The following is a 13,127-nucleotide window of genomic DNA, read 5'->3' as shown; positions in this document are numbered from 1 at the left end:
GATTAAGACTCTTTACGCCGATAAAAATACTGATAATACGCCCACAAAGTCAGCATCAGCAAAGTTAAAATCCATAATGGCCATTGCCCGAAACGCACGTAGGGAGTGACTCCCTCTCTGGGTTGAATGTCACCTTTCAGTACAGCCAGTTCAAATTGAGGACTTTGTTGCTGAATAACGCCCTTATAATCAATAAACGCTGAAATCCCGTTAGTTGTGACCCGCAAAATCGGCCGCCCGGTCTCCAATCCCCGGCTTCGTGAGATCTGTAAATGCTGGTGCGGTGCGAAAGAATCACCATACCAGGCATTATTGGTGGCGTTAATCAACATGGTTGCTGCCGGTACAGTTTCACGAACTTCAGATGAAAAGGCATCTTCATAGCAGATAGACACCCCGACCGGATGGCCTGCCAACATCATTTGCGGTTGATCGGAAGCGCCCGGCACAAACGCTGACATCGGTAAATCAAAGAATTTGATCAATCCACGCAGGGTTTCAAAAGGAACGTAATCACCAAATGGAACCAAGTGACGCTTGTGATAAAACACCGGTGTTTCGGTCAGACTGACCATACTGTTGTAATAATCTTCACCATTTTCATCCAACACCGGCAGCCCGAGAATAATATCGGTATTCTGCGAACGTGCTTCGCGACCTAATGGTTCGAGATAACCTTCATCTATTTGGTGATAAAACGCTGTTGCTGCATTTTCAGGCCAGACAATTACCTCTGCATCCCAATTCTCTCGACTCAGATCAGCATATAACTGCAATGTATTACGTAACTGCTGGGGATCCCATTTAATGTCCTGCGGCACATTGCCTTGAATCAAGGCTGCTTTAACCGGTTCACCAATGGGTTTGGTCCATTCAACCGATTGCAGGGAAAAAGCGCTGCCCCAAATCACTGCGGGCAAAATGAGAAATATCCATTTACGCTGGTAAACCACTATTGCCAGACTACCGGCGGTCAATGCCACCAGCCAGGAGGCACCGTGAACACTAACTAACGGAATAAAACCGGCAAGTGGGCCTTCAATTTGTCCGGTACCCACTTCCAGCCAGGGAAATCCTGTCAAAAACCAGGCTTTAAACCACTCAAACAAAAGCCAACTGCTGGGCAGTAATATCAGGAAATCTTTGCTGGATAATGCTGGACCAGTCAGGCGTTTTAACCCCCACCCCAATACGCCGATCATGAAGCCCAGAGCAACCACAAACAATGCGGTCAGCAAACCTGCAAGCACTATGCTGGCCTGTCCAAAAACATGGATAGCCACAAAAACCCAGGAAACCCCTACACCGAACATACCGGTACCAAACAGCGTGCCTCGCCACAACGCCTGGCGAGGACTGACACCTTGCCAACTGAGAAACAGCACAAGCAGGCTCAACACCGCCAATGGGTAATAGTGAAAAGGGGCTAGACTCAGTGGCAGGATGGCACCGGCCAATAATGCTGCCCAACTGCCAAATGCGCCTTGCCAAGCCATCTGCCTGGAAGTTGTCATTATTCTGTTTCGCTTTCGCTTTCAGTTTCTTCGGGTAACTTCACCATACGTAACAAATGAACTCGACGTTTATCTGCACGTAACACGGTGAATTCCAGTGCACCAATTGTGACTTGCTCTCCCCGGCCGGGCAGATGACCAAATTGATTCACTACATGGCCGCCAACCGTATCAAAATCATCGTCACTCCACTCGGTTTCAAAATACTCGTTAAAGTCTTCTACCGGGGTCAATGCTTTGACAGTGAAGGTATTGTCATCACGTTGCAGAATCGGCGCATCATCATCCACATCATGCTCGTCTTCAATTTCACCAACAATTTGTTCAAGAACATTTTCGATGGTGATCATGCCGGCAACACCGCCATACTCATCCACAACGATTGCCATATGATTACGACGGGCACGAAATTCACGCAGCAGAACATTTAAACGCTTACTTTCAGGGATAAACACCGCTGGACGTAACAATTCACGCAGATCAAAATTAAACTCACCAGAGCTGACCACTGCCGCCAGCAAATCCTTGGCGAGCAGAATCCCGATAACATCATCACGATCATCATCAATCACTGGAAACCGTGAATGCGATGTTTCCGTGACCAGCTTAAGTGTTTCTTCCGGTGGCGCATCTCGAGAAACCATCACCACCTGTGAACGCGGAATCATAATGTCGCGAGCTTGCATCTGTGAGACGCTCAAAGCGCCCTCGACAATCGACAAAGCTTCGGCATCGAGAATATGCCGTTCAGAAGCATTGCGTAGTAATTCAATCAACTGTTCCTGGTCTTTAGGTTCCAGGAACAGATTACTTAATTTTCGCACCCAGGAAACTGGACTGTCTGAGCGACTCGGTCGTCCCTCACTCATGATGTAACCCTCTGCTCTGTATAAGGATTGTTAATATCAAGCTTGTGTAAAATTTTAATTTCCAACGATTCCATTAATTCTGCCTCATCGTCTTCAATATGATCATAGCCAAGTAAATGCAAACAGCCATGCACAATTAAATGTGCCCAATGATCATTTATGGTTTTCTCTTGCTCGGCAGCTTCACGCTCTACTACCGGAACACACAGCACCAGATCACCTAACAACATAGGTTCTAGCGGCACAGGTGACTCAAAGGGAAATGATAAAACATTGGTCGGATAGTTTTTGCCGCGATAATCATTATTCAATTCGGCACTTTCGGCTTCATCGACCAGGCGAATGCTTAATTCACAGTCTTCGTTGACTTCCGCCAGCGCAGCACTGGCCCAGAGTTGAAATTGTTGTTCAGATGGCACATCTGCATCAGTTGCCTGCTGCAAATCGATAATGACGTTCACGACTTTGTTTCAGCCTTTTCGTAAGCCAGAATAACTTTCTGCACCAAGGAATGACGCACCACGTCTTTTGCCTGGAAAAAAGTAAAGCCAATGCCTTCAATATCTTTTAAGACTTCAATGGCATGACGTAGACCTGAACGGGTGGAACCCGGCAAATCCACCTGGGTAATATCGCCGGTGATCACCGCTGTCGAGTTATATCCCAGACGGGTCAGAAACATTTTCATCTGCTCAACCGTGGTGTTTTGTGCTTCATCCAGAATAATAAACGATTCATTCAAAGTACGGCCACGCATATATGCCAGTGGCGCTACTTCGATCACATTGCGTTCAATCAGTTTGGCAACACGTTCAAAACCCAGCATTTCATAGAGCGCATCAAATAAAGGCCGTAAATATGGATCCACTTTCTGGGCCAGATCACCTGGCAGGAAACCAAGTCTTTCACCGGCTTCAACCGCCGGTCTGACCAGCACAATACGTCTGGCAAAGTCGCGTTCCAGCGCTTCTACCGCACAGGCAACCGCCAGATAGGTTTTACCGGTACCGGCAGGTCCAACACCAAAGTTGATGTCATGGGTCATGACACGGCGCAAATAGGCTTGTTGATTTTCACCCCGCGCCTTAATCAGGCCGCGTTTGGTTTTGATGGTAACTTCTTTTTCTTCTTCAAACCCGGTGGTTTCAGTGCCACCCGATTCACGAATCGCCAGATGTACCTGTTCCGGTTCCAGAACAGATTGGGCGGTGTCAGCATACAAGGCATGTATCACATCCTGTACTTCAGCCAGAATATCCGGCTTACCGATGATCTGGAACTTGCCACCACGGTTATTGATTTCCACACCAAATCCACGTTCCATCATCCGGATATGTTCATCCAGATGACCACATAGGTTGGCTAGGCGGGGATTATCCGCAGGACTTAATTCAAAGCTTATCGTGTCAACTGTAACAGCTGGAGTGACCACAACTTAGATTCCAAAAAGGAGTTAGAGGATAACGCTATCAGCAAGAAGTTCTCCTCGCAAGGAGTTGGTGTGTGCCTCTGTGACACGCACATCGACAAACTTGCCCACCAGCGCAATATCACCGGGGAAATTGACGACCCGATTATTTTCAGTTCTGCCGGCGATTTCACCGGCATCGCGATGTGCAGCACGCTCTACCAAGACACGTTGCACCGTACCAAGCATCGATTCACTCACAGCATTTTCAAGCTCACGTAAACGATCCTGCATAATTTGCAGACGCTGTTTTTTCTCTTCATCAGAAACTGAATCATTAAACATCGCTGCTGGTGTACCAGGACGTGCGCTGTATATAAAGCTAAAAGAGTGATCAAAACCTATCTGATTAATCAACGCCATCGTCGCGTTGAAATCTTCTTCGGTTTCATTAGGAAATCCGACAATAAAATCGCTCGACATACTCAGATTCGGACGGATTTTTTTGACCCGCTCAATTTTTTCAATATATTGCGCAACAGTATGGCCGCGTTTCATCATCGCCAGAATTCGATCTGAGCCGGACTGCACCGGTAAATGCAGGTGGTTGACCAATTCCGGAATTTCGGCAAACGCTTCGATCAATGAATCGGAAAATTCCACCGGATGCGAGGTAGTAAAGCGAATTCGCTCAATACCTTCAATTGCTGCGACATAGTGAATCAATAACGCCAGATCAGCGGTTTCATCATCTTCAATAATACCGCGATAGGCATTAACGTTTTGTCCTAACAGATTGACTTCACGCACGCCCTGGGCGGCCAGTTGTCGAATCTCTCGTAACACAGCACCCACTGGACGACTGACTTCTTCACCCCGGGTATACGGCACAACACAGAATGTGCAGTACTTGCTGCAACCTTCCATGATGGAAACAAATGCTGTTGGGCCATCGGCTTTTGGCGCAGGCAAATTATCGAACTTTTCGATTTCCGGAAACGAAATATCAATTTCCGGTTTATTATTTTTTCTGACATCGTCCAACATGGTGGGCAGTCGATGCAGAGTTTGTGGTCCAAAAATCAGATCGACATAAGGCGCACGTTTACGAATCGCCTCACCTTCCTGACTGGCCACACAACCGCCAACCCCAATCACCAGATGTGGTTTTTTATCTTTCCAGCGCTTCCAGCGACCCAGTTGATGAAAAACCTTTTCCTGAGCTTTTTCACGAATCGAACAGGTATTAAGCAACAACACATCGGCATCTTCAGCGATATCGGTTGTTTCCAATTGATGTGACGCAGCAAGCACCTCGGCCATCTTGTTCGAGTCGTACTCGTTCATCTGGCAGCCAAAGGTTCTGATAAAAAGTTTTCCGGCCATAAAATCAGTCAGTGATAAAGGGCGCACAGCATACGCTTTTTACGCCTTAGAGTACAGACAAGTGATTGTTTTTGTTAGCGCAAAATTAGTCACCGTAAAACAAATCACTTGTCTATGCTGGGCTGAGCCTTCTAGTAATTTTTTCAGCGGGTTACAGCATAGCCAACAGGAATCTGATAGCTCCATGTTTCGGATAAGGGTTGCTGATGTTCATCGACCAGCGCGGCACGCATTTCTACCACTTTATTTGGATCATGAATCTGCGTACGCATCATTAAACGCCAGCCTTTGGTGGCTGGGTTATAACGTAAGTGGCTGCTTAAAATTTCGGCATGCTCACTGATACTGATTTGTGTTGCTGGTACTTGATGTTCACCCCGCTCTGTCAATACCGGTCCTTCAAAATCCACTTGCAATAATATGGTTTCATCCAAATCACGAATCAGATTGGCTTGTTTGTCTTCACCTGCAGAACGTAATGTTTGTGACACCCAGGCAATATTGGGGTCTGCCAATGACGGCTCATCCAGCGTCCAATGGATCCGATAAGACATTTCTAGCGGCTCCCCCAGCGGCGGAAGATTATCCGGAATCCAGAAAGTCCCGATATTGTCATTAGTCTCATCTGCTGTGCGATATTCAATCAATTTGATGCGACCTTTACCCCAGGCACTTTTGGTTTCAATCCAGGCACTTGGTCGTAAATGGTATAAATCATCCAATTCCTGAAAGCGCGAAAACTCACGGCCGCGCTGCAACAAACCAAAGCCTTTCGGGTTTTCGACCTGCCAAGTACTCACAGACACCCCATCCGGGTTATTCAGCGGACGCCAAATCCTTTCCCCGTTTCCAGCATGAATGGCTAACCCGTTCGAATCATGAATTTGTGGGCGGAAATTATGCTGGCTCGGTGGTTGTCGGCCATCATATAAAAACATACTGGTAAGTGTCGCCAGACCTAGCTCATGAACGTCTTTACGCAAATACACTTTTGCTTCGACATCCAGCACGGTATCGGTGCCTGGTTGTAAATCAAAACGATAAGCTCCCGTCGCGCTAGGCGAATCCAGCAATGCATAAATCACCAGATTCTCTTCACCGGATTGGGGACGCTGAATCCAGAATTCACGAAATTCCGGAAACTCTTCTGCAATATCATCAGCAACCGCAGTATCAATATTCATCCCTCGCCCCGAGAGACCATAAACCTGATCCTCACCAATCACCCTGAAATAACTCGCGCCCAACACACTCATGATTTCATCGTATTTATCCGCTTTATTGATGGGATATAAAACACGAAAACCGGCATACCCCAGATTCGCCGTGGTGGCTTTTTCAAAAGTTAAATCACCAAAAGAGAAATTTTCCGGATCGTAGTTAATTTCCGTCATGCCATTAGGTAGGATCTCATTAATCTTTACCGGCACTTTAAAGTGCATTCCTTGATGATAAAACGCCAGTCGGAATGGCGTTTGCTGTTCCTTCCAATGAAATTGCTCTGCTCTTGGCTGGATTTTCATGTAATCGGCAAACTGCATCTGACTGAACTCTGCGGGCAGATTGCTTTGTGGTTTGACATAGTCCTGTTTGACCAGTGCCTGAGCTTTTTCAGCGACATCGTCGAGTGAAAAGGCATAAAGACTGCTTGAGATCATCAACAAGCTGATGGCAACAAACCGACTGAAAAATGTGGATGAACGTCCTGAGCGATTTGTTAGGGTCTGTTGATCTTTCATAACTGCCTCTGTTGTGACTGAAAATGAATTTTGCTTATACATAGAATCAGGCCGCCATTGGCACATAAAAAATCAGGATTGCTTGATTGCCGTAAATGGCAACCGTTTTAATATCCACTTACGGGTAGGCACCACCGCGTGCTCCATTGACCAGATACACAAGATAACGGTCAGCAGCAGGAACAATGGATAAAACCAAATCGATAAGCTTTGTTCGCTTGCCTGAACCGCGCAGCTGTTCCAGTTCTGCAAGCACTCAATCGACAGTACATTAAGTATTTTTTCTGATCGGGAAAATAATACAAAGGCAGGCACATGCAATACAAACAATGGCAATGATGCTGCACCCAGCCGACGTGACCAGTTGTTAAACCATTCATTGCGTGGCGTTCCTGCTAAAGCGCACAGATAAATCAACATCAGCTGTGCCGGCAATAACAAACCGTTATGCAGAAGGAAATACCAGTAACGTTCGCCTCTAAGCAGCCATATCGCGCCGAGAAAACACAGCATGACAAACAACCCCATCAGGATTCGCATCATGAATTGTGGATCACGCCCACTATCTCGCAGCTGACGAAACAGGGCATAGCAGAGAATGCCAGCAAAAAACTCTGGAATACGAATAATCGGCATGCGATGTAACATGCCAGTAAATGGCATACCGTAATCGCCATTCCAAATAACCAATAGAGGTGGAATAAGGTAAATCAGCATCAATGCTGAAAGCCACAGAATTTTATGTTTTACCCGCATCAGATACGGCGCAGCAAAAGGAAAAGTCAGATAAAAGAAAAACAACGTCGAAATTGACCATAATGGCGCGTTAAACGTCAGATAAAAAGGGTTCCAGGCCTGCAACATGAATATCTGCAACAACGAATTAATTAGTAACTCACTATTACTCATGTAATGTTCAATTGATGCCCGTCCTGCTTCACCCAAATCCACATTTGTGTCATACACCACAAACCGTACTGTGGCTTTCACATCATCTGGAGGAAGGCCCAGATAATTGATAATGGTCAGTACCGAAAACGTGAGCAGCAATGAAAAAACATGTAGCGGATATAAGTTAGAAAAGCGCTTTGCCCAAAAGCTGGTCGCTGCTTCGCGTAGTTCACCGTTTCGGCAATAAACATGCGCTAAAAGAAATCCGGACAATACAAAAAAACTGCTGGTGGCAAAAAAACCCACACCAACCATATCCATCAACCAGGGGGCTTTTTCTTTGAGTTTATAAGTATGTAACGTGTGAAAAACAACGATATATAAACCGAGCAAAAACCGCAGCCATTCCAGCCCAATAAAATGTTCCTTACCGCGTTGCTCCACTCTGATTCCCTGAACAAATAAATTGCGCTAAATTTTACAGGCTGTTATACAAAACTGTTTAACCAATTCGTTATACAAGGTGTTCCATTAAGCTGGCTTTAATCTGCACTGCGATATCGTTGCTGGTAATTCCAGGCTTTCTCGCATTCCGGTAAATCATAAAACAATACCGGCTGGTCGCCCCCCTTATTACCATAATCGCTATAGAAACGATCACAATATTGCTGGCTGCGATCCCACTCAGCAACGCACTCTGCTGCATATTTTTCCCGGATAGGCGCCAACTTTTCCAACCTTGCCGTTTCACAAGCTTCATCAAGTTGTTGCTGGATTAAACGCCGATCTTCTGCAATTGCCTGATTAATAAATACACTCGTTAATATCATCACTAGTAAAAAAACTGCTTTCATAGACTTTTCCTGTAATCAATAGTTATCAAGGGTTTTGACTTATGTTATTGCGTTTATATCGAGGCCGCTTACAGTAGAAAGGCATTTATTAAAATTAAGATTTCAATATAAATCTTAAACCCTGTCTGGGTCCTATTTTCTCCATGAAATATAGTTGTTGAAAAAATACTTTTTCAACAGTTTCTGATCCAGCAACTCAATTAAGGAGATAACCATGCACGTTACTTCAGAAGCGGCTAAAAAAGCGATTGATGGCGCCCTCAAAAAAGCTGAATCAACTGACACCCGTATGTGTATTGCTGTAGTTGACTCCGGTGGCGCGTTGAAAGCATTCTATCGTATGGATGATGCCTGGGTTGGCAGTATTGATATTGCTATCAAAAAAGCCCGTACGGCGGTGTATTTTGGTATGCCCAGTGGTGAAATCGGTCAATTATCTCAACCGGGTCAGCCTTTATATGGCATCGAACATTCAAATGATGGCATGATTACTTTTCCAGGCGGTGTGCCAATCGTTGATGTTGAAGGCTTTATGTCAGGTGCGATTGGGGTAAGTGGCAGCTCGGTTGAAAATGATGATCTGGTTGCACGTGCAGGCGTTGAAACAATCGGCGTTTGTGACTTACCAGAACACCCATGGAGAACTTAAAAAAATAAATCGCTAACAGGAGAGAGAACATGGGTGGTCAAAAGCTTTTAGGCATAATTTTAGTAGTTATCGGCATTATCTTGTTGGTATTTGGTTTTAATGCCTCACAATCATTGGGCGATCAAGTGACCGAAACGTTCACTGGGCGTTTTACTGATGAAACCATGTGGTACATCATCGGTGGCGCAGTTGCGGTAGTCGTTGGTGGCTTTTTGGCTTTGGGTCGCAAATAAAACGATTCGTTTTATACGTTTGACCTCCAGACAACTAGTCAGAATCTAAATCTGCCGAACTGTTAAGATGTGATTCTAAATCGGCTAATTGAAAGAGCCCCCGTTATTGGGGGCTTTTTTATCCAAGTGAGAATCCACCATGACTGAGAAAACATTTATCAAAGGCAAAGACAGCGATCTGGAAACCAGTATCGCCACCATGCAGGCCAAACTAAAGTCGTTTGGTTTTGATATCGAAGAAGCATCCTGGCTTAACCCGGTCAGCAATGTTTATTCAGTCCATATCCGTGATAAAACCTGTCCTTTGATGTTTACCAATGGCAAAGGCAGTAGCGAAAAAGCCTGTCTTGCCAGTGCGTTGGGTGAATATTTCGAACGGCTCAGCTGCAATTATTTCTTTGCCGACTTCTATCTGGGCGAACATCACAGCAATAGTGAATTTGTGCATTATCCCAACGAACGCTGGTTTGACATGGATAGTGATGAAATGCCCGAAGGCTTGATGGATGAAAGCCTGTGGAAATATTTTGATCCGGAAAATGAACTGACCCCGGACATGTTGTTTGATACCAATTCCGGCGATGGCGAACGCGGTATCTGTGCAGTGCCTTATCAACGCCTTGGTGATGGCGAAGTTCGTTATATTCCAGTCAACCTTATCGGCAATATTTACGTCAGCAATGGTATGTCGGCCGGTAATACCCAGAATGAAGCCCGGGTTCAAGGCTTATCCGAAGTCTTTGAACGCTATGTGAAAAACAAAATTATTGCTGAAGGTATCTGTCTGCCCGAAGTACCGGATGAAGTATTAAACCGTTATCCAAAAATCCAACAGGCATTACAGGAACTGCGTGATCATGGCTATCACTTAAAAGTGGCCGATGCCTCTCTGGACGGTCAATTTCCGGTAATGTCCGTCACACTGATTAATCCTAAAGACGGGTCAGTATTTGCCTCGTTTGGGGCACATCCAAGTTTTGAAGTGGCGCTGGAACGGACTGTCACAGAGCTATTACAGGGACGCGGTCTGGATCAGCTGGATGTTTTCCACCCACCAACATTTGATCTCGATGAAGTCGCTTCCCCCGCCAATCTGGAAATGCACTTTATCGATTCCAGCGGTTATATCTCTAACGACTTTTTCCGTGAAACACCGGACTATGATTTCTTCGACTGGGATTATGATGATGCCACCGCTGACGAATTCAAATTCCTGACCGATAAAATCCATCAACTTGGATTTGATATCTACATTGCCGATTACAGTCACCTTGATGTTTACGCCTGCCGGATTCTGGTGCCGGGCATGTCGGATATTTATCCCGTTGATGAACTGGTGTGGGAAAACAATAATGAAGGCGCATTATTCCGCGAGGATTTCCTGACTCTGAAAGATGGTGACCCGGAACAATGGCAGGATATTCTGGATCGCCTGGATGAAGGCGGTTATAACGATCAAACTCCCGTCGCACCGTTTATCGGGCTGGCCGCAGATCCCGGCACTTTATGGGCAGATATTCGTCTTGGCGAACTCAAAGCCATGCTCTATCTGGCATTGGAAGATGAAGAAGCAATTGACTGGATTGACTGGTGTCTGGCTTTGGATCAGGGCAGCGAGCAGAATATTTTATTTTACCGTTGTCTGAAAGCACTGCTGGAAATCAAATGGGATGATGAACGTGATTACGCTGAATACACCAAAGGCCTGGCATTAATGTATGGTCAGCAAAATGTCGATGATGGCATTCAAATCGTCGAAGGTGAAAAACTATTCCACAATCTGCATTGCCCCGGCCTCAGCCTGGAAGGGTTTGAACGACATAATGCGTTATTGGCAGGCTATGAAAAACTCCAGCAAGCCAAACGGTCAAATTGGAAATAGAGAAAAATCTTTAAAATGGCAGGGCTGCTTTTAAGCAGCCCACAAGTCCAAATTAGTCTTTAATCTCAATCCTCTGCATTGCCTGATCCGCCAGCGATAAACCTGCGCCTTCATAGACTTCAAATACTTCATCAGCACCGAGATTCTTCAGACGCTCAACTTCATCGGGATATTCCACAATGGCTGCAACATGGCCTTTAAAGTCACGTCCTCTCAGTTGTTTAAGCGCATACACATTACCGGCATGATGCGGCATGGCCAGTACCACCAGTTGTATCTGATCGCTCATCAGCAATTTATTCCAAAAGTCGGAGTCAACAGCATCGCCTTCCACGATCCTGAATCGCTCATTTAAACGACTGATTTTATTTTGATCATTATCAACACCGAGTACTTTTAAGCCGTATTTTTGCTGCAAACGCTGATACGCCCCACGACCGATCTTACCCATTCCCAAAATAACTACCTGAGTTGAATTCAATTCAATTGGTTTATCATGCAAATGTAACTGGTCTGTCGGCACCTCTGTTAATCGGCACTTGCTTAGCTGATATATCCGCTCGTTGTAGTTGTTCAAAATGGCTGACACTACAAAGCTCATGGCAACAGATAAAGAAAGTATCACCATCCAATCATTGCTGAGCCAGCCCTCAGACATCGCCAATGCAGCCACAATCAGACCAAATTCCGAATAATTGGTCAGGGTGAGTGAGGTTAACACCGAGGTACGGATACGCAACCTGAACCGTGGGAACATGAGCACAAACAACAAGGTTTTCAACGGCAACAGCACTAATAACAGCAACGCCAGCCCAACATGCTCCCAACTGGGTAAAGCGGTCAGACCAATCGATAGAAAAAAGCCGACCAGAAACAACTCTTTAATATTGAATAAAGAACGCGCCAGATTGGCTGATGTTTTATGCGGTGCCAGCAAAACACCCATAATCAATGCACCCAAATCACCTTTTAAGCCCACCATTTCAAACAGCTTATAACCTACCACCAGTGCCAGCACAAAGCCGAACAATACCTGCATTTCGCCATGTCCAAGGCGATCCAGTAATTGTCTTAAAAAAGGGGCAGCCGGAATCAGTAAAAACAGACCTAAAGCCCAAACTGACGGCATCGTGCCCGTAGTGGCAGAGAGAAAAATCACTGCAAAAATATCCTGCATGATCAGAATACCAATCGCTACGCGGCCATAAAACGATTGGGTTTCACTGCGCTCTTCGAGGACTTTAACGGCAAACACCGTACTGGAAAATGACAAGGCAAAGGCCAGAATCACTATCGCTGTCCAGTCGGTAGATTGCATCAGCAAAATACCACCGAACTTGAGTAAGCCGAGGAATCCTACAAATAACAGACTTGAGAGGGTGATATGTAAGCTTGCCACTCCCCATACTTCAGATTGCAATAAGGTGCGAATATTGAGCTTAAGTCCAATGGTAAACAATAATAAGGTCACACCAAGACTGGCGATGGCCTCAAGCGTTGGTGTTAGCTCATAACCCGAATAGTTGAGTAAAAAACCGGCGGCAAGAAATCCTGCCAGTGGTGGCAGGCGTAAAATCATCGCCAGCAATCCACCTGCAAAAGCATAAATAAAATAAGCCGGTTCCACGATATGACTCCCCGTCTGCTGGCTGATTTAACGCCAATCGTTATATCGAATAAAGGTTAATCATACCGCACAAAA

12 protein-coding genes are annotated in these 13,127 nt (G+C 45.6%); 3 read left to right on the top strand and 9 right to left on the bottom strand.

Features of this window, described 5'->3' with window-relative positions:
- Positions 1-2: 2 nt before the first annotated feature.
- The 8 genes from lnt to B4F66_RS01785 form a co-directional block, all read right to left on the bottom strand.
- Positions 3-1,514 (bottom strand): apolipoprotein N-acyltransferase, encoded by a 1,512-nt coding sequence (lnt, locus tag B4F66_RS01820; protein ID WP_292358257.1) that lies wholly within the window; start codon positions 1,512-1,514, stop codon positions 3-5.
- On the bottom strand, positions 1,514-2,383 hold the full coding sequence (locus B4F66_RS01815) for a CorC family transporter (protein WP_292358259.1): 870 nt from the start codon (positions 2,381-2,383) through the stop codon (positions 1,514-1,516). Before B4F66_RS01815 ends, lnt begins: the two co-directional genes overlap by 1 nt.
- Positions 2,380-2,844 (bottom strand): rRNA maturation RNase YbeY, encoded by a 465-nt coding sequence (gene ybeY / locus B4F66_RS01810; protein ID WP_292358261.1) that lies wholly within the window; start codon positions 2,842-2,844, stop codon positions 2,380-2,382. The genes B4F66_RS01815 and ybeY overlap by 4 nt, the downstream gene beginning before the upstream one ends.
- A complete protein-coding gene (locus B4F66_RS01805) occupies positions 2,841-3,815 on the bottom strand; it encodes a PhoH family protein (RefSeq protein ID WP_292358262.1) in 975 nt (324 codons plus the stop codon). The genes ybeY and B4F66_RS01805 overlap by 4 nt, the downstream gene beginning before the upstream one ends.
- Before the next feature lie 21 nt (positions 3,816-3,836).
- Positions 3,837-5,177, bottom strand: a complete 1,341-nt coding sequence (miaB, locus tag B4F66_RS01800; protein ID WP_292358264.1) for a tRNA (N6-isopentenyl adenosine(37)-C2)-methylthiotransferase MiaB — start codon at positions 5,175-5,177, stop codon at positions 3,837-3,839.
- 143 nt (positions 5,178-5,320) lie between these two features.
- Positions 5,321-6,916 carry a glucan biosynthesis protein G gene (locus tag B4F66_RS01795; protein WP_349676189.1) on the bottom strand — a complete coding sequence of 532 codons (1,596 nt, stop codon included), beginning with the start codon at positions 6,914-6,916 and terminating at the stop codon, positions 5,321-5,323.
- Between the two features lie 72 nt (positions 6,917-6,988).
- Positions 6,989-8,251, bottom strand: coding sequence for an acyltransferase family protein (locus B4F66_RS01790; protein ID WP_292358266.1), 1,263 nt, complete (start codon positions 8,249-8,251; stop codon positions 6,989-6,991).
- A 98-nt stretch (positions 8,252-8,349) separates the two neighbouring features.
- Positions 8,350-8,661: a hypothetical protein gene (locus tag B4F66_RS01785; protein WP_292358268.1), complete on the bottom strand. Its 312-nt coding sequence runs from the start codon at positions 8,659-8,661 to the stop codon at positions 8,350-8,352.
- A gap of 214 nt (positions 8,662-8,875) precedes the next feature.
- Between B4F66_RS01785 and B4F66_RS01780 the strand changes: the two genes are divergently transcribed.
- From B4F66_RS01780 to ycaO, 3 genes are all read left to right on the top strand, one after another.
- A complete protein-coding gene (locus B4F66_RS01780) occupies positions 8,876-9,310 on the top strand; it encodes a GlcG/HbpS family heme-binding protein (RefSeq protein WP_292358270.1) in 435 nt (144 codons plus the stop codon).
- Positions 9,311-9,339: 29 nt separating this feature from the next.
- Complete coding sequence (locus B4F66_RS01775) at positions 9,340-9,543, top strand: DUF3185 family protein (RefSeq protein WP_292358272.1); 204 nt, start codon at positions 9,340-9,342, stop codon at positions 9,541-9,543.
- Positions 9,544-9,682: 139 nt separating this feature from the next.
- Positions 9,683-11,425 (top strand): 30S ribosomal protein S12 methylthiotransferase accessory factor YcaO, encoded by a 1,743-nt coding sequence (gene ycaO, locus B4F66_RS01770; protein WP_292358274.1) that lies wholly within the window; start codon positions 9,683-9,685, stop codon positions 11,423-11,425.
- A gap of 52 nt (positions 11,426-11,477) precedes the next feature.
- On the opposite strand, the gene B4F66_RS01765 is transcribed toward ycaO, so the two are convergent.
- Positions 11,478-13,052: a cation:proton antiporter domain-containing protein gene (locus tag B4F66_RS01765; protein WP_292358276.1), complete on the bottom strand. Its 1,575-nt coding sequence runs from the start codon at positions 13,050-13,052 to the stop codon at positions 11,478-11,480.
- Positions 13,053-13,127 lie beyond the last annotated feature (75 nt).

The organism is Methylophaga sp. UBA3603 (genome assembly GCF_002375335.1).
GTDB lineage: Bacteria > Pseudomonadota > Gammaproteobacteria > Nitrosococcales > Methylophagaceae > Methylophaga.
This window is presented reverse-complemented; position numbering and strand designations above follow the sequence as displayed.